The sequence below is a fragment of the Microlunatus sagamiharensis genome, assembly GCF_900105785.1.
Taxonomy (GTDB): domain Bacteria; phylum Actinomycetota; class Actinomycetes; order Propionibacteriales; family Propionibacteriaceae; genus Microlunatus; species Microlunatus sagamiharensis.
Genome location: NZ_LT629799.1, coordinates 3894594 through 3911147 on the forward strand (window position 1 = coordinate 3894594; position 16554 = coordinate 3911147).

14 protein-coding genes are annotated in these 16554 nt (G+C 74.0%); 3 read left to right on the plus strand and 11 right to left on the minus strand.

All coding sequences use genetic code 11. From position 1 onward, the window contains the following. Positions 1–132 precede the first annotated feature (132 nt). Positions 133–1671 (plus strand): FAD-dependent oxidoreductase, encoded by a 1539-nt coding sequence (locus tag BLU42_RS17930; protein WP_091077622.1) that lies wholly within the window; start codon positions 133–135, stop codon positions 1669–1671. Between the two features lie 42 nt (positions 1672–1713). Here BLU42_RS17930 and BLU42_RS17935 read toward each other — a convergent pair whose 3' ends face one another. The 3 genes from BLU42_RS17935 to BLU42_RS17945 all read right to left on the minus strand — a co-directional run bounded on the left by BLU42_RS17935 (position 1714) and on the right by BLU42_RS17945 (position 4241). Further along, positions 1714–1995, minus strand: coding sequence for a hypothetical protein (locus tag BLU42_RS17935; RefSeq protein WP_157720079.1), 282 nt, complete (start codon positions 1993–1995; stop codon positions 1714–1716). 72 nt (positions 1996–2067) lie between these two features. Continuing rightward, positions 2068–3117, minus strand: a complete 1050-nt coding sequence (locus tag BLU42_RS17940) for an alanine racemase (RefSeq protein ID WP_091077628.1) — start codon at positions 3115–3117, stop codon at positions 2068–2070. Continuing rightward, positions 3117–4241, minus strand: a complete 1125-nt coding sequence (locus BLU42_RS17945; RefSeq protein WP_091077632.1) for a lipid II:glycine glycyltransferase FemX — start codon at positions 4239–4241, stop codon at positions 3117–3119. Before BLU42_RS17945 ends, BLU42_RS17940 begins: the two co-directional genes overlap by 1 nt. 283 nt (positions 4242–4524) lie before the next feature. Between BLU42_RS17945 and uraD the strand changes: the two genes are divergently transcribed. Next, positions 4525–5076, plus strand: a complete 552-nt coding sequence (gene uraD, locus BLU42_RS17950) for a 2-oxo-4-hydroxy-4-carboxy-5-ureidoimidazoline decarboxylase (RefSeq protein WP_091077635.1) — start codon at positions 4525–4527, stop codon at positions 5074–5076. A 575-nt stretch (positions 5077–5651) separates the two neighbouring features. Here the strand turns inward: uraD and BLU42_RS17955 are convergent. The 7 genes from BLU42_RS17955 to pta all read right to left on the minus strand — a co-directional run bounded on the left by BLU42_RS17955 (position 5652) and on the right by pta (position 13893). Further along, positions 5652–7325: an FAD-binding oxidoreductase gene (locus BLU42_RS17955; RefSeq protein WP_091077639.1), complete on the minus strand. Its 1674-nt coding sequence runs from the start codon at positions 7323–7325 to the stop codon at positions 5652–5654. Positions 7326–7442: 117 nt separating this feature from the next. Next, positions 7443–8144 (minus strand): lysophospholipid acyltransferase family protein, encoded by a 702-nt coding sequence (locus BLU42_RS17960; protein ID WP_091080911.1) that lies wholly within the window; start codon positions 8142–8144, stop codon positions 7443–7445. Positions 8145–8238: 94 nt separating this feature from the next. Continuing rightward, positions 8239–9006, minus strand: a complete 768-nt coding sequence (locus tag BLU42_RS17965) for an SDR family NAD(P)-dependent oxidoreductase (protein WP_091080914.1) — start codon at positions 9004–9006, stop codon at positions 8239–8241. Between the two features lie 10 nt (positions 9007–9016). Continuing rightward, a complete protein-coding gene (locus BLU42_RS17970) occupies positions 9017–10294 on the minus strand; it encodes a permease (RefSeq protein WP_091077642.1) in 1278 nt (425 codons plus the stop codon). Between the two features lie 52 nt (positions 10295–10346). Continuing rightward, the gene (locus BLU42_RS17975; protein WP_091077645.1) at positions 10347–10553 is read right to left on the minus strand and encodes a hypothetical protein; all 207 of its coding nucleotides are present in this window, start codon (positions 10551–10553) and stop codon (positions 10347–10349) included. Positions 10554–10639: 86 nt separating this feature from the next. Then, positions 10640–11812 carry an acetate kinase gene (locus tag BLU42_RS17980; RefSeq protein ID WP_091077647.1) on the minus strand — a complete coding sequence of 391 codons (1173 nt, stop codon included), beginning with the start codon at positions 11810–11812 and terminating at the stop codon, positions 10640–10642. Then, the gene (pta, locus tag BLU42_RS17985; RefSeq protein ID WP_091077651.1) at positions 11809–13893 is read right to left on the minus strand and encodes a phosphate acetyltransferase; all 2085 of its coding nucleotides are present in this window, start codon (positions 13891–13893) and stop codon (positions 11809–11811) included. Before pta ends, BLU42_RS17980 begins: the two co-directional genes overlap by 4 nt. 135 nt (positions 13894–14028) lie before the next feature. On the opposite strand from pta, the gene BLU42_RS17990 reads away from it, so the two are divergent. Continuing rightward, entirely contained in the window at positions 14029–15552 is a 1524-nt protein-coding gene (locus BLU42_RS17990) for a serine/threonine-protein kinase (RefSeq protein ID WP_091077654.1), read from the plus strand. Between the two features lie 103 nt (positions 15553–15655). Here the strand turns inward: BLU42_RS17990 and BLU42_RS17995 are convergent, their stop codons facing one another. Beyond that, positions 15656–16453 (minus strand): deoxyribonuclease IV, encoded by a 798-nt coding sequence (locus BLU42_RS17995; protein WP_091077656.1) that lies wholly within the window; start codon positions 16451–16453, stop codon positions 15656–15658. Positions 16454–16554: the final 101 nt, after the last annotated feature.

The window sequence follows — 16554 nt, forward strand, 5'->3', positions numbered from 1 at the left end:
GCCGGGTCGAACCCCCGGGTGCGAGCGGGACTGACGCCGCACCGATGATCTCCGAGGAGATCGTCAGCGAGCCGTCACTCCCGACGAGACGACCAGGCCGAGACCGCCGGCCGTACGACCACGAGGAGCCCCATGCCCGACGACGCCCCCGACCTCACCGCGGGAGTCTCCCTCTCCGACTTCACGAGCGACGGCCTGCTGGCCGGCAAGGTCGGCGACGCCGACGTGCTGCTGGCCACCTGGACCGACGGGCTCGGGATCCCGCAGGTCAGCGCCCTCGACGCCGCCTGCACCCACCGCGGCGCCCCGCTGGCCAACGGCCGACGGGTCGGCGACAGCGTCGTCTGCCCCTTCCACCACGCGTGCTTCGACCTGCGCACGGGCGAGGCGACGCACGCCCCGGCCATCGAGCCGCTCAAGAAGTGGGCCGTCACGGTCGACGGCGACCGGGTCACCGTGGCCGCCGAGCCGGCCCCCGAGCCGGGGACCCCGCTGCGCGTCGACGACGACCGCGGCGTCTCCCGCGTCGTGGTCGTCGGGGGCGGGGCCGCGGGGTTCGCCGCGGTCGAGCGGCTGCGGCGCATCGGCTACGCCGGCGCGATCACCGTCGTCTCCGCCGAGCCCGGCCTGCCGCTCGACCGCACCGAGCTGAGCAAGAACTACCTCTCGGGCGGCAAGCAGGCCGAGGACCTCCTGATGGAGCCGGAGTCCTGGTACGCCGAGCACGACGTCCAGACCCGCCTGGGCACGAGCGTCGCGTCCCTCGACGTGGCCGAGCGGGTCGTCGCGCTGGCCGACGGCGAGGAGCTGCCGTACGACGCCCTCGTGCTGGCGACCGGCTCCGCGCCGGTGCGACCGAACCTGCCGGGCTTCGACCGCGACGACGTCTTCGTCCTGCGCGACAAGGGGGACGCCGACGCGCTCCTCGCGGCCGCCCAGGCCGCGGAGGGGGACGTCCGCGTGGTCGTGGTCGGCAACGGCTTCATCGGGCTCGAGGTGGCCCAGTCGCTGCGGCAGCGCGAGGTCGACGTCACCGTCGTCGCCCCGGGTGCGGTGCCGATGCGCAACCAGCTCGGCGAGGACCTCGGGCGGGTGCTGCGCGACCTCCACGAGGAGAACGGGACGCGGTTCGTCGAGGGCCGCGCCACCGGCTGGGACGGCTCGGCGCTGCAGCTCGAGGAGGGCGACCCGGTGCCGGGCGACCTGCTGGTCGTCGGCGTGGGCGTCGAGCCGCGTACGGGGCTGGCCGAGGCCGCCGGGCTGGAGGTCGACGACGGCGTCCTGGTCGACGCGACCTTCGAGACGGCCGTGCGCGGGGTCTTCGCGGTCGGCGACATCGCCCGCTTCCCCGACCCGGTGACCGGGAAGCCCACGCGGGTGGAGCACTGGGCCCACGCGCAGCGCTCGGGCGCCCTGGCGGCGATGAACCTGCTCGGGGCCCAGGAGCCGTTGAGCGAGCCGTCCTTCTACTGGACGATGCACTACGGGAAAAGCTTCCGGCTCAGCGGCCACGCAGAGTCGCTCGAGGACGCCCGGGCGGACGGCTCGGCGGCCGAGAAGAGCCTGCTCGTCACCTTCCGTGAGGACGGGCAGGTCGTGGCCGCCGCGGGGATCGGGCGCGACGCCGACCTGCTGCGTGTCGAGGACGAGGAGCTCCGCCAGGCCGTCTGACCCGTCCAGGGGTGCGGGCCCGGTCGTCCCCGGACGACCGGGTCAGACCTCGGGGTCGAGCAGGTACTGGCGCATGGCCTCGTCGGCCCACACCGGGCACCAGCCGTCGCTGGTGGTGCTCAGCCGGCGGGTCGGGCGGAGCAGACCGAGGAGGCGGAGCGGTCCCTCGGGCTCCAGGGGCGGGACGAGGTGGCCGTGCAGCGAGCCGTCCTTGGCCCAGTGCAGGAGGTCCTCCTCCCACGGCCGTGCCTGCAGCCGGCGACGCTCCCTCAGCGCCCTGCGCAACGGCCTCGGCAGCCGCCGCTCGCTCCACCACTCCCTCATGCCGCCTACATCGCTGCGGCAGCAGGAGTGTTGCGGTCCGGAGCCAAAGATCAGCAGAGTCTCACCTCAAGATCAGCCTCGGGTGGGCCCCATGATCACCGCGTCCGGGGTGGCGATCGTCAGCCGCAGCTCGACGGGGACCTCGTCGCCGACCGCGGGTGGCGTGGCCCCGGCCGGGAGGAAGACCTGGCTCGACTGCATGTGCGGCGGCTCGAGGAACCAGCGCTTCCTGCCGTCCAGGGTGAAGGGGCTGAGCGCCCGCCCCGCAGCCCCCAGCGAGCCGGTGGCCAGCGCCGTCGCCCGCTGGCGCCAGGTCGAGGCCGAGGTCGGTGCCTCCAGCCCGACGCCGTGGGAGGTGCCGCCGGCGACCACGACGACCCAGCCGGCCCCGGGCACGACCCGGCCGCGGTAGCCGGCGCGTTCGCCCTTGCGCACGGGGTGGACGTCGAGGACGGTCGCGGTCACCGCGCGACCCTTCGCGTCACCGAGCCAGAGCCGGGTCCCGACGCGCGCGCGCACCGGCACCCCGAGCTCCTCGCCGAGCCGGCGGACGTGGTCGGCGGGCAGGTGGGAGAGCCAGAGCGTCCCCGGCCGGGCCCCGACGGCGGCGCGGGCCAGCCGGCCGGCCTCCTCGTCGCGGCTCTCCTGCCGCAGCGGGAGGTGGATGCTCCAGCCCTCGAACGTGACGTCGTCGAGGAGCGCGGCCGCCTGCCCCAGCTCCTCGGGCAGCAGCCCGTGGCGGCGCATGGACGTCTGCACCTCGACCAGCACCCGCGGGCGGTGGCCCTGCGCGGCGAGGCCGCGGAGGTCGTCCAGCCGGGAGACCGTGGTGAGGACGTGCGGGTCCTTCGTGAGCGTGCGGGCCAGGTTGTCGGCGGGCTCGTACGGCTGCAGGACCACGACGTCCCCGCTGAAGGGGCCGGAGACGACACCGACCTCGGAGGCCATGCCGACGGCGATCGTGTCGACCCCGATCCGGCGCGACTCGGCCGCGAGCCGGACGAGCCCGAAGCCGTACCCGTGGCCCTTGACCACCGGGACGAGCGCCGGGGTGTCGGCGAGGACCGTGGCCAGGTGCTCCTGCCACCGCGCCTCGTCGAGGTGGATGGTCACGCCGGTCATCAGCGCCGCCTCATGTAGACGTCGAAGGCCCGGTAGAGCAGCGGGTTGAGCGGGAGGTCCCACTCGCCGAGCAGCTCGACGGCCTGCCCGCCCGTGCCGACCTTGAACTGGATCAGCCCCAGGTGCGGGTCGTCGGCCTCGAGGCCCTCGGTGATGCCGCGGAGGTCGTAGACGCTCGCGCCGGCCTCGAGCGCGTCTCGCACCATCCGCCACTGGACCGCGTTGCTGCCGCGGACGTCGCGCTTGGCCGTGCTGCTCGCCCCGTAGGAGTACCAGGCGTGCTGCCCGACCCGCACCCACGTCGTCGCCGCGACGAGGTCGCCCTCGTGGTGGGCGAGGTAGAGCCGGATGCGGTCGTCGTCCTCGGCGCGCAGCGCGTCCCACATGGTCTCGAAGTACGCCAGCGGCCGCGGCGTGAACCGGTCGCGCTCGGCTGTCTCGACGTAGAGCGGGTGGAAGGCGGCCAGGTCGCCGCGGCCGCCCTCGGTGACGACCACGCCGGCCTTGTCGGCCTTCTTGATGTTGCGCCGCCACAGCTGGTTCATGCCGGCCAGCAGCGACTCGGGCGTCTCGCCGTCGAGCGGCAGCTGGAACACGAAGCGCGGCTGCCCGGCCGCGAAGCCCTCGTCCTCGCTCGGCGGGTGCCAGCCGAGGTCGCGGAGCGCCTGGCGCAGGGCGCTCGCCCGGTGCTGCACCTCGTCGGGCACGGCCTCGCTCAGCCGCGTGATCCGCTCGTCGGCGATGGCCCGCTTGACCGTGTCGGCGCCCCAGCGGCGCGAGACCACGGGCGGGCCGATGCGGATGCCGAAGGCGCCTGCCTTCTTGAGGTGGCCGGCGAGCGGAACCAGCCACGAGTGGACGTTGCCGCCCAGCCAGTCGATGTTCGGGCCCTCGGGGAGGTAGGCCAGGTACTTCTTCAGCCGCGGCAGCTGGCGGTAGAGCACGAGCCCCGCGCCGACCGGCGGGCCCTCGGGGTCGAGGTCGTCGAACCAGCCGACCGACTCGGCCTTCCACTCGCTCTTGACCTCACCCCAGGCCGGCGTCTGCAGGAAGGAGACCGAGGGCTGCGCGGCGTTGAACCGCCGGTGCTCCTCCGCCGTGATGGTCCGTACCTCCAGTGCCACCCTGCGAGGTTAGTGGTTCGTCGCCTCTGTCCAGCCACGCAGCACCGGTCACCTCGGGTGCCGGTCGGGCCGCGGACCACGCCGCCGCGCAACCATCCGCACGGGCGCGTGGTTTCCTGCTCGGGCTGTACGCGGTCGCGCCCGTGCTCCCGCCAGACCCATCCACGTTCGGCGGCGTGGTCCGCAGCCCGACCTTCGAGCTGACGGTCCTGCGCGGCAGGGGGTTGCGACGGCCCCTTTAAGGTGAGCGCACGGCTTCGGGTGAGTGACGTACGGAGGTTCGATGGGCACGCAGCTGGCGGGAGTGACGGACGCGCAGCTCCGCGAGGGGTTGATCGCCTGCCTGCACGTGCGGCGCTGGGCCGACGACGTCGTGGCGGCGGGGCCGTACGGCTCGGTCGACGCGCTCGTGGAGGCCGCGCGGGAGGCGGCGACGCCGCTGAGCGCGGCCGAGGTCGACGAGGCGATGGCGCAGCACCCGCGGATCGGGGAGCGGCCGACCGGCACAGGCCAGTCGGCGTCGTTCTCGCGGGCGGAGCAGGCGTCGAGCGCGTCCGGCGACGAGGAGCTCGCCGCCCGGCTGGCGGCCGGCAACGCGGCGTACGAGGCGCGCTTCGGCCGGGTGTTCCTGATCCGGGCGGCGGGGCGGAGCCGCGAGGAGATCCTCGGCGAGCTCGAGCGTCGGCTGGGGCTGGACCCGGAGGAGGAGATCGGCATCGTGGGCCGCGAGCTGCGCGACATCGCGCTGCTGCGGATCCCGCAGGTCTTCACCTACCTGGATGCCGTGGCGCTGGACCACTCGGCGGGACTCGACGACGCGGACGCGGCGCGCTAGGAGGTCGACCCGACCGAGGGCTTGGGGGGCACACCGGCAGGCGCGACCGAGGTCGCGCCTGATCACGGGGATCGCCGGGCCCCCGAGTCCAACCCGACGACGTCCCATCGGATGACCCGGGATAGGGGATGCGCAGGGGATGGGCCTACCCGCGCGGGGAACACGACGCAGGCCGGACGCATCGCGACCTATCCCGGGCGTCCGATGGAGTGAACTCCCGCTGACAAACGTAGCCCACTCCAGGCGGGTTTGTGGGCCGTAACCGGAGAAGTTCTGCCTGCGGACGCGTGCGCTACCTCACCCCGCTGTCGGGGCGTGTCCTGCGGACCCGTGAGGCGGTCCGGATGTCCACGTTGTCATGTCGCGATGGGGTCTCGTCGGGCGGGGTCGGAGGTGCCGGTCCTCCGGCCCCAGAGGCGCTCCGGGCGCCGGTGCGGGAGCCGTGGAGCACGCCGCAAGCACCAGCACGGGCGCGAGGTGGCGGTCGCGGGGCGGCACGCGGCCAGCGTCGGCCGCGCAGGTAGCGCGGGGCGGTGCCGAGGGGTGGCGATGGGTCCGCCACCCCTCGTTCACGCTCAGCTGCGGGTGATCTTGCCCGGGTTGAGGTGGCGCCCGGCGTCGACGGTGTCGATGACGCCCTGGACCATCACGACGCCCTGCTCGGAGATGTCGTCGGCCAGCCAGCGGCTGTGCTCGGTGCCCACCGCGTGGTGGTGCGAGAGCGTGCCGCCCTGGTCGATGAACGTCTGCTGCAGCGCCTCCTTGACCCGGTCGTACTGCGCGATCGGGTCGACGCCGTCGTGGTTGAAGGCGAAGGTGAAGTACAGGCAGGCGCCGGAGTGCTCGGAGTGCGACAGGTGGCACATCACCCACCCCGTCACACCCAGGTCGGCGTAGACCTTGCGAACGTTCTCCATCACCGCGTTGTAGAGCGGCAGCAGCCGGGACCACGGCGCCGCGGTCTCGGACACGTCCGCCGCCCCGCCGCGGTCCAGCAGGAAGTCCCGGATGTACGGGGTGTCGAACTTCTTCTGGTCGTAGAGCACGGCCGGGCCCTTGCCCAGGCCGATGCCGCCGTGCGCCTTGACGATCGAGCCGACGATCGCCTTCTCGTGCGCGACGTGCGCGCGGCCGCCCTCGAAGCCGATGAAGCTCAGGCAGGCCTGGTCGAGGTCCCACCCGCGGCGCTCGAGCAGCTTGAACAGCCCGTTGCCGACGGCGGAGGAGACCGAGAAGCCCTTCGACTCCTTGCGGGTCGAGAGCGAGAACTGCGTCTCGAAGGAGTCGCTCACCCGCGTCACCGAGGGGTGCGCGTCGGAGGTCGAGATCTCCTGCATCGCGGCCAGGCCGGCCTCCCAGCTCGGGAAGAGGTAGGCCGTGATCAGGCGGTTCTCGGGGATCCGGTGCACCTGGACGGTGACCTCGGTGATCACGCCGAGGCGGCCCTCGGAGCCGAGGACCATCTCGCGGGTGTTCGGGCCGGTGGAGGTGCTGGGCAGCGGGCGGACGACGAGCGTCCCGCCCGGCTGCACGACGCGCATGCCGCGGCTGATCTTGGCGATGTCGCCGTACTTGTCCGACTGCATGCCCGAGGAGCGGGTCGCGACCCAGCCGCCGAGCGTGGAGTGGGTGAAGCTGTCGGGGTAGTGGCCCATGGTCCAGCCGCGCCGCCCGAGCTGCTCCTCGAGGTCCGGGCCGAGGATGCCGGCCTGCACGCGGGCGAGGCCGGAGTCCTCGTCGAGGTCGAGGACCTGGTTCATCCGGCCGAGGTCGAGCGAGACGACCGTACGGGTCTCGTCGGGCTCGGGGTGGAGGCTGCCGGCGATGTTGCTGCCGCCGCCGAAGGGGATCAGCACCAGGTCGGCGTCGAGCGCGAGCTCGAGCAGCGCGCGGACGTCGTCCTCGCTGCCGGGGTAGACGACGGCGTCGGGCACGCGCGGCAGGTCGGCCGCGCGCAGTCGGAGCAGGTCGCGCAGGCTCTTGCCGTAGGTGTGGACGATCCGCTCGTGGTCGTCGTAGGCGACGTTCGTCGCGCCGACCGCGTCGGTCAGGCGGCCGCGGACGTCGTCGCTCACCTGCGGGGCGGGGACGCCGAGCTGCTCGATGGACATCGGCTGCGCCGGCGGGCTCGTGACGTCGATCCCCACGGCCCGGCTGACGAAGGCGGGGAACGCCGGCTTGTCCTCCCAGTGGAAGGACACTCCCTCCACGCCCCAGCCCCACCACTTCATGTGCTTGACCGCCGGCATGCTGCCTGCCTCCTCGCTGACGCTTCGACCCTGGAGGGTCCGACCGAGCCTAACGGCTGGACGAAGGGGTCACGCGGCCCGAGCGCGAAGGAGCGCGGCCGCCGTGGGTGGTGCGGCTCAGCCGCGCGGGAGCTCGCGCACGCCGTGGCGCTCGCGGTAGTCCTGGGCCTCGTCGTAGAGCCCGCGGACCTCCTTGGCGATCCGCTCGTTGAACCCCGCGACGGACTCGCCGTCCTCGGGACGCATCGGCTCGCCGAAGTTCACGTAGACCGGGGGCTTGCCCTTGCCGGGCCAGCTGCGTCCGGTCGGCATCGCCGCCGACGCGCCGAGCAGCGCGATCGGCAGGCAGGGCACGTCCCGGCTGATGCACAGGGCAGCGGCTCCGGGCTTGAAGTTGCCCATCTCGCCGGTGCGCGACCGGGTGCCCTCGGGGAAGAGGAGCAGCGGGACGCCGTCGTCGAGCAGGCTCGTCGCGAGGCCGCGGCGCCCGCGGAGCCCGGACCGGTCGACGGGGAAGGCGTTGAAGAACAGCGCGGTCAGGCCCTTGCGCCACCAGACGTCGAAGAAGTAGTCGGCCGCGGCGCCCGCCGCGACGTAGCGTCCGAGCTTGCCCGGCAGCGCGCCGATGATCAGCGGGGCGTCGAGGTGGCTCGAGTGGTTGGAGACCGCGACGTACGGCCCGCGCATCGCCTCGAGGCGGTCCGCGTTGAGCACGGTGACGTCGGCCTTGCGCCAGATGAACGGCTTGAGGATCCCGCGCTGCGCCACGAACCGAGCACCGGCCATGACCGGGGAGGTGTAGCGGCTGCGGCTCGACACGTCGGTCACCTTATCGTCAGTTGGGCGTTCACGCCCTGTTCACACCGGGCGACACGGAGGGGTTCGTGGCGGCGGGCGCTCCGGATGGCCGCGGTCAGTGCCGGCTCGACGACAGCCGGCGCGAGGCCGCCCGGACCGCGGAGCGCGGCGCGTGCCGGACCGCGAACATCAGCGCGCGGTAGCGCCGGCTGGGGATGGAGACGACCTTGCCGGCGTCGACGTCGGCGAGGCACTCCGCGACGAGGGCGTCGGCCTCGAGCCAGAGCGCGTCCGGGATCGAGGAGGTCGTGATGTCGGCGCGCTCGTGGAACTCCGTGCGCACCCAGCCGGGCGCCAGCGCGGTGACCGTGACGCCGGTCCCGGCGAGCTCGTTGGACAGCGACTCCGAGTAGGTCATGGCCCAGGCCTTGATCGCGGAGTACGAGCCCATGGCCAGGTAGCCGGCGGTCGAGGCGACGTTGACGATCGCGCCGTGCCCGCGCTCGCGCATCGCCCGGCCGGCGGCGCCGCCGAGCACGAGGACAGCCTCGACCATGACCGCGATCGCCCGCTCGTGCGGCGCGGGGTCGGGGTCGGTGAGCCGGTGGTGAACGCCGAAGCCGGCGTTGTTGACGAGCACGTCGACCGGCCGGGCCTGGTCGGCGAGCCGCTCGGCGACCCGGGTGACGTCATCGCGCACGGACAGGTCGGCGGGCAGCACCTCGACCTCGACCCCGTACGCGCTGCGGAGCTCGGCGGCCGTGGACTCCAGGCGGGCGGCGTCGCGGGCGACCAGGACGAGGTCGTCGCCGCGGGCGGCGAGCCGGCGGGCGAACGCGGCGCCGATCCCGGACGTCCCGCCGGTGACGAGGGCGGTGGGCATGCGCGCCACCCTACGGGCGCGACGGCCCCCGGGGTCGCGCCTGGTCGGTCCGTCCACCCTCGCTCCCGGCGTCGTGGTGGTGGTCGCGGGCACGGTGGTCGTGGCTGTGGTGGTCCTGGGTGTCGTCGTCGGGCGCCGGGTGCCCGCCGTCGGGACCGCCGCCCATCTTCAAGAGCATCGAGGCCCCGCCGGTCGTCAGGAACCGCACGACCAGCACGGCGGCCAGGGCGAGGAAGGCGATGTTCAGGACGGTCGTGTAGTTCCAGGTGATCGCCTCGTCGCCGGTGCTGGCCGAGCGCGGGCCCTGCGGCACGAGCCCCACCGCCGTGAAGGCGAGCTCGACGACGTAGCCCGCGACGACCGCGGCGGCGTAGAAGATGCCGACGAGCCGCACGGTGGTCCGCCAGCCGTAGTAGCGGCGGTAGATGAGCAGGATCGGCACGATCAGCAGGTCGGCGAAGAGGAACGCCACGACACCGCCGAAGCTGATGCCGCCGTTCCACAGCACGGCGGCGAGCGGGACGTTGCCGACCGAGCAGACGAACGTCGCGACGGCGACCAGCGGTCCGACCAGGGGACCGACGACCTGGGCGACGACGGGGTCCTGCGCCGCGAAGACCGTGCGCCAGAAGGAGTCCGGGATCCAGGCGGCGGCCGCGCCGGCGAGCAGCAGGCCGATCACGAGGTCGCGCAGCACGGCCGCCCACTCCATGACGAAGATCTGCGCGACGGAGGTGAGGCCGGCGGGGGAGAGCAGGCGCCGGAGGAGGCCGCCCTCGCCCCCGACGCTCATGTCCATCGCCGCGTGGCCCTCCATCGACCCGGCCAGGCCGCGGTCGGCCTGGCGCCGGGCCTCGACGACGAGCGGGGCGGGCAGCAGGCGCAGCAGCAGGGCGACGACCACGATCATGACCAGGCCGCCGACGAGCTCGGCGAGGGTGAACCGCCAGCCGATCAGCAGCCACAGGATGATGCCGAGCTCGACCACGAGGTTGGTCGAGGCGATCTGGAACACCATCGACGCGGTGAAGCTTGCGCCCTTGCGGAACAGGGTGCGGGCGAGGGCGGCGGCGGCGTACGAGCACGACGACGAGGCCATCCCGAAGCCGGAGGCCTTGAGCAGCGTCACCGGGCGGTCGTCGGGCAGGGCGCGGCTGATGGTGCCCTTGCCGACCACGGCCTGGATGACGGCCGCGAGGACGAAGCCGAGGACGAGCGACCACGCAATCTGCCAGGCCATGTGGCCGGACTCCGAGAGCGCGTCGCCGAGGTGGCGCAGCAGGTCCATGCGCCCTGTCTACCGCGCGGTCAGGCCTGCCGGCCGCGGAGGCCGGGCGGGGTCAGTCGACGTCGCCGGCGCGGGTGCCGTGGGCGAAGACGATGACCAGCAGCAGGAGGGTGCCCATCATGGCGACCACGCCGAAGACCGTGACCGTGTTGGGGATCGGCACCAGGTGCGGGTTGGGCGTGGTGAAGAGGCCGACCAGCCCGACGACCCAGGCGGCGAGGCCCACGGCGAGCCCGAGGCCCAGAATCACCTTGCGCACGTGTCCTCCTCGGTCAGGGGTGCCGCGGGACCGCGACGCTCGACGAGGCTCACCGTAGCCGATCCGGGCGAGCCTGCGGGTGGGCCTCAGCCGCCGTGGCGCTCCAGCAGGGCGGCCGCCTGGCGGGCGATCTCGAGCTCCTCGTTGGTCGGCACCACGGTGACCGTCACCGGCGACCCGTCGGGCGAGATCACCCGCGCCTCGCGCGAGCGGGCCTCGTTGCGCGCGGGGTCGACCGCGATGCCGAGCCGGCCGAGGTTCGCCACGACCGCGGCGCGCAGGACGGGGGAGTTCTCGCCGACCCCCGCGGTGAAGGTGAGCACGTCGAGCCCGCCCAGCACCGCCGTGTACGCGCCCACGTAGTGGCGCAGCCGGTGCACGTAGACGTCGAGCGCCAGCCGGGCGTCGGCGTCGCCGTCGTCGGCCCGGGCCAGCACCTCGCGGAAGTCGTTGGCGCCGGCCAGGCCCTTGAGGCCGGACCGCTTGTTCAGCATGGTGTCGATGTCGGCCACGCTCATCCCCGCCTGCTGGTGCAGGAAGGTGAAGACGGCCGGGTCCACGTCGCCGGACCGGGTGCCCATCACCAGGCCCTGCAGCGGCGTGAGGCCCATCGAGGTGTCGACCGCGACGCCGCCGTCTACCGCGGAGGCCGAGCAGCCGTTGCCGAGGTGCAGCACGACCTGGGTGAAGGACTCCAGCGGGCGTCCGACGAGGTCGGCCACGGCCCGGGAGACGTAGCGGTGGGAGGTCCCGTGGAAGCCGTAGCGGCGCAGCCGGTGCTCCTCGCTCACCTCCTTGGGGATCGCGTACGTCGCGGCCGCGGCCGGGAGCGAGGCGAAGAAGGCGGTGTCGAAGACCGCGACCTGCGCGACGTCGGCGAAGGCGTCGCGGGCGGCCTCGATCCCGGCGAGCGCGCCGGGGTTGTGCAGCGGGGCGAGCGGGACCAGGTCACGGATGTCGGCGACCACGGCGTCGTCGAGCAGGACCGGGTCGGAGAAGTCCGGCCCGCCGTGCACGACGCGGTGCCCGACCGCGCGCAACCCGGTGCGGGCGAGGTCGACCCCGGCCGCGTCGAGCTGATCGGTGACCGTACGGACGGCGGCGGCGTGGTCGGCGACGCCGCTGCCGTCCTCGCCGATCCGCTCCACGGTCCCGCCGGCCAGCACCTCGGCGCTCTCCGGGACGACCACCTGGTACTTCAGCGAGGAGGAGCCCGCGTTGAGGACGAGGACCGGCGCCTGCGGCGAGGAGCCGGTCACCGGCCCGCCTCCTGCGCCTGCACGGCGGTGATGGCCACGGTGTTCACGATGTCCTCCACGAGCGCTCCCCGGGACAGGTCGTTGACCGGCTTGTTGAGCCCCTGCAGCACCGGGCCGATCGCGACGGCGTGGGCGCTGCGCTGGACGGCCTTGTAGGTGTTGTTGCCCGTGTTGAGGTCGGGGAAGACGAAGACCGTCGCCCGGCCGGCCACGGTCGAGCCGGGCAGCTTGGTGCGGGCCACGTCGGGGTCGACGGCGGCGTCGTACTGGATCGGGCCCTCCAGCGCGAGGTCCGGGGCGCGCTCGGCGACCAGCGCGGTCGCCGCGCGGACCTTGTCCACGTCGGCGCCCGAGCCGGAGCTGCCGGTGGAGTAGGAGAGCATCGCCACGCGCGGGTCGATCCCGAACTGCCGCGCCGTCGCCGCCGAGGACACCGCGATGTCGGCCAGCTGCTCGGTCGTCGGCTCCGGGATGACCGCGCAGTCGCCGTAGACGAGGACGCGGTCGGCCAGGCACATGAGGAACACGCTCGACACGGTGCTGACGCCGGGGCGGGTCTTCACGAGCTCGAGGGCCGGGCGAATCGTGTGCGCGGTCGTGTTGACCGCCCCGGAGACCATCCCGTCGGCCAGGCCGAGGTGGACCATCAGCGTGCCGAAGTAGGAGATGTCGGTGACGACCTCGCGCGCCCGCTCCAGCGTCATGCCCTTGTGGGCGCGGGCCTCCGCGTAGACGGCGGCGAAGCGCTCGACGAGCCCGGGGTCGGTGGGCGACACCACCCGGGCGGCGTCGAGGTCGAGGCCGAGCGTCGACGCCCGGGCCCGGACCGCGTTCTCCTCGCCGAGGAGGGTGAGGTCGGCGACGCCGCGGCGCAGCAGCACGTCGGCCGCGGTGAGGATGCGGTCGTCGCTCGCCTCCGGCAGCACGATGTGCTTGCGGTCGGCCCGGGCCCGCTCCATCAGCTGGTAGCCGAACATCAGCGGCGTACGCACGTCGGAGGCGGACACGTCGATGGCCCGCAGCAGCGCCGCTGCGTCGACCTGCTCGGCGAAGAGCCGCCGCGCGGCCTCGATCTTGTTGGGCGAGTCCTTGCTCATCGGGCCGCGCACCCGGAGCAGCCGCTCCGCGGTGGCGAAGGTCTCGAGGCTGGTCAGCGCGATCGGCAGCTCGGAGGAGACGCCCTCGGCGAGCCGGCGGATCGAGTCGGGCAGCGCGTAGCCGCCGGTCAGCAGGATGCCGGCGAGGGTGGGGAAGGTGCCGGACTGGTGCGCGAGCAGGAGGCCGGGCACCAGGTCGGTGCGGTCGCTCGGGGCGATCACGGCCACGTCGGGGCGGAGCCGGTCCAGCACGTTCGGCAGGCTCATGGCCGCGACGATGATGCCGAGCGCCTCGCGACCGGTCCAGGCCTCGCTGCCGAGGACGAGGTGCGCGTCGGCGGCCTCGACCAGCGAGCCGAAGGTCGGCGCCGAGAGCAGCGGGCTCTCGGGGACCGCCGCGGTCAGCACCCCCGGGATGCGGGCGAGCGCGGCCATGGTCGGCTCGACCTCGCCCGGCTCGACCCGGTTGGCGATGACGGCCACGGTCGAGGCGTGGTTGGCGCGGAGCTCGGCCACCGCGCCCTCCGCGGCGGCCTCGACCTGGTCGGGCGTCCGACCCCGTCCGTGGACCACGAGAACGACCGGCGAGCCGAGGTTGGCCGCGACCTTGGCGTTGAAGGAGAGCTCGGTCCCGGTGGAGACGTCGGTGTAGTCCGAGCCCAGCACGACGACGACGTCGAAGCGCTCGGCGAGGTGGCCGAAGCGCTCGACGATCACGTGCAGCGCCTCGTCGGGGTCCTCGCGCGCGAGGTCGTAGGTCACCCCGATCGCGTCCTCGTAGGCCTGGTGGACCCCGGGCTGGGAGACGAGCAGCTCGACGATCAGGTCGCGCTCGTCGGTGCCGGGGTGGGCGCTCACCGTGGTGAGCGGGCGGAAGACGCCGACCGACCCGACCTCGCGGACGAGGGCGTCGAGCAGGCCCAGGGCCACCGCCGACTTGCCCGTCAGGCCCTCCGGCGACGCGACGTAGACGCTGCGGCTCATGGCGCACATTGTCCTTGCGGGACCAGGACGACGCCGCGCGCGTCCCGGCGGAACTGATCAACGCCGCGGCTCAGGGTTGTGCATGTTTGTGCCTCGTCCCGACGACCACGTCGTCCCGCGACCTAGGGTGAGGCGGTGGTGAGGACACCGCGGCTCGAGGGGCTCACGGACTGGCGCGCGCTGGCCCGGGGTGGTTTCGCCGTGGTCTGGGAGGCCCGCCAGGAGTCGCTGGACCGTCTCGTCGCGGTCAAGATCATCACCCGCAAGCTCGACAACCCCGAGGAGCGCGCGCGGTTCCTGCGCGAGTCGGGCGCCGCCGGCCGGATGTCCAGCCACCCCGGGATCGTCACCGTGCACGACGCCGGCCTGCTCGACGACGACCGGCCCTACCTGGTCATGGAGCTGTGCACCGGGGGTTCGCTGACGCGGCTGCTCAAGCCCGAGAACCGCCCGACGCAGGAGTGGGTCCGCGACCTCGGTGTCCGGATCGCCGACGCGCTCGACGCCGCCCACGCCCAGGGGGTGCTGCACCGCGACGTCAAGCCCGCGAACGTCCTGATCGACGCCTACGGCCACGCCGGCCTGGCCGACTTCGGGCTCGCGGTGATGACCGACCCGGGGATGGACCTCGAGGAGAGGCTCGAGGCGCTCACCCCGGCGTACGCACCGCCGGAGGCCTTCGCGCCGCACTCGCCGACCAAGAGCGGCGACGTCTACTCCCTCGCCGCGACCCTCTACGCACTGCTCTGCGGCCACGCGCCCCGCGCCGTCGACCCCGACCAGGCCGACCCGGACATGACGGCGGCGCAGGTCGTCATGGCCCACCTCGACGACCCGGTCGAGCGGCTGCCGGACGTCGACCCGCGGTTCATGGACGTGCTGATGGAGGCCCTCGACGACGAGCCCACGCGCCGGCCGTCCGCGGCCGGGTTCCGGGACGCGCTCGCGGCGCTCGAGCTCGGCGCGCCGACGCCCGCCCTGGGGCCGGAGCTCGACCAGCCGCTCCGTGCGGTCCCGGCCGGTGCGGGCGCGACGGAGGCGGCGCCGGTCGCGGAGACCCCGCCCGCCGAGGAGGGCGACGCGCGTCGGAGGCGGCGCCGCGGCGTCCTGCTCGCGGCCGCGGCCCTCGTGGTGCTGCTCGTCGTCACCGCCGTCGCCCTCACCGGGCGCGGCGCCCCCGTCGCCGCCGAGCCGGGGGCGGTCACGACCGCCGGTGCCCCCAGCGCGCCGGACGCGTCGCCCTCGCCGAGCCCGACGCCGACCCTGCTCGCCGGCTTCACCGACTGCTCCGAGACGGTCGGGCGCTCCGCCCAGTGCGGGCCCGTCCCGCCCGAGTGCTTCGGCGGCGTCGCCTCGACCTTCGACAGCCTCTACGTCGCGAGCCCCGCCCGTTGCGACCGGACGCACGTCTACCAGACCTTCGCCGCGGCGGAGCTGACCACGCCGGTCGTCCGCCAGTCCCAGCTCGACGACGACCCGGCGGCCAAGGCCGTCTGCCGCCGCGCCCTGGTCAACGACATGCTGCCCGCCGGCGAGCGCCGCAGCGACTGGGAGGTCTACGCCCTCCCGCCGCAGACGCCGGCCGAGGGCACGCTCTTCCGCTGCGTCTTCGGACGCGGGGAGCGCAGCGCGCCGCTGGAGCTCACCCGCCCGGGCTGACCACCCAGGCGCGTTCGCCGCCGGGGGAACGCTCCCTGAGCCTGTCGAAGGGCCACGCAGTGGTCGGCGTCCCCTTCCTCGCCGGGCGTCGAGCCCGGAGGGCTCAGCCGAGCCGCTCCCGCAGCCACGCGATGTCCGCCGCCTGGCCCTCGGGGCCGCCGGGCGTCTCGACCACGACCGGGGCGCCGGCCTCGCGCACCACGGCGACGAGCGCGTCGGGGTCGACCTGGCCCGCGCCGAGGTTGGTGTGGCGGTCCGCGCCCGAGCCGGCGGCGTCGCGCGAGTCGTTGGCGTGCACGAGGTCGATGCGGCCGGTGATCGCGCGCACGCGGTCGACCAGTCCGTCGAGGTCCTCGCCCGCGGCGTGCGCGTGGCAGGTGTCGAGGCAGAAGCCGACGCCCGCCCCTCCGCCGTCGCCGACCGCGTTCCACAGCTCGTCGAGCCGCTCGAGGTGGCGCGCCATGGCGTTGTCCCCGCCCGCGGTGTTCTCGATCAGCAGCGGCACCGACAGCTCGAGCCGCTCGACGCACTTGCGCCAGTTGTCGAAGCCCTGCGCCGGGTCGTCGGCCTTGAGCACGTGGCCGCCGTGGACCACGAGGCCCGCGGCGCCGACCTCCGCCGCGGCGTCGAGGTGCTGCTGGAGGAACTTGCGGCTGGGGATCCGGATCCGGTTGTTCGTCGTCGCCACGTTGAGGACGTACGGCGCGTGGACGTAGAGCGTCACGTCGGCGTCGGCCGCGGCCTTGCGGAGGGCCTCGGCGCCGCCCTCGTACGCGACCTGCGGGCCCTTCCAGGCCTGCGGGTCGCCGAGGAAGAACTGCGCCAGGCCGGCGTCGCGGGCCTCGGCCTCCGCGACCGGGTCGACGTGGTCCCCGTGCCCACCGACCAGCAGCTGCGTCATGGGCGTGAGGCTAACGCGAGGCGCTGACGGGAGGCGGGCCGACGACGGGTCGTCCGCCGGGGCGTCGAGGGCGAGAGCGTGAGACGGGGGTGGAGAGGAAC